The sequence below is a fragment of the Oleiphilus sp. HI0123 genome (assembly GCF_001635315.1).
Window position 1 is genome coordinate 1 of record NZ_LWGE01000862.1, and the last position, 725, is coordinate 725.

The following is a 725-nucleotide window of genomic DNA, read 5'->3' on the forward strand; positions in this document are numbered from 1 at the left end:
CACGCCTTCTTCAACGTTGTCTCTGACCGTTGCTTCTTCGTTAAGTTCAGGCTCCTGAGCGAGGTAGCCAATATTGATACCCGGCTGAGGGCGGGCTTCACCAATATAGTCTTTATCAACGCCCGCCATAATTCTTAGCAGTGTTGATTTACCCGCGCCATTAAGACCCAATACACCAATTTTGGCGCCGGGAAAAAATGAAAGGGAGATATCTTTGAGGATTTCTTTTTTAGGTGGGACAACTTTTCCCACGCGATTCATGGTGAATACGTACTGTGCCATACAAATAGCCTTAATTAGTAAAAACGGGGTCGATCTGAATGGGCTAGACGTTAGCTAAAAAAGGCAGGCTTGGCAATCCCTGCTCCAGACTAATTGACTAAATCGTTCGAAGCAGGGTAATGATTGTGATGAGGAGACTTAGATTTTCTTGTGACGAATACCCACTAAGCCAAGAAGACCTAGGCCAAGCAAGGCAATAGAAGAGGGTTCTGATACGCTTTGGGTAATGATGCGCGCATCATCAATCCAGTAGCGACCTACCGTTGCGCGATCAACCAGTATCGACTGGGAGCTAGTAAATGTTAGAAAATCGTTACTTTCCCACTTTCGAGAAGTTGATGTCTCGTAATTGGCCCCCGTACCACCAAATATATTGTCCGACGCATTGAGTTTTTTACCGTTGAGGATGATCGCAACAATGTCACTATCAAACTCAATTAATT

At 44.8% G+C, this 725-nt stretch carries 2 protein-coding genes; both read right to left on the bottom strand.

What is annotated here, in order from left to right; genetic code table 11:
- On the bottom strand, window positions 1–282 hold a 282-nt coding region (locus A3761_RS07485), incomplete at its 3' end, for an ATP-binding cassette domain-containing protein (protein ID WP_156491721.1).
- Between the two features lie 138 nt (window positions 283–420).
- The coding region (locus A3761_RS07490; RefSeq protein WP_156491722.1) for a PEP-CTERM sorting domain-containing protein at window positions 421–725 on the bottom strand (305 nt) is incomplete at its 5' end.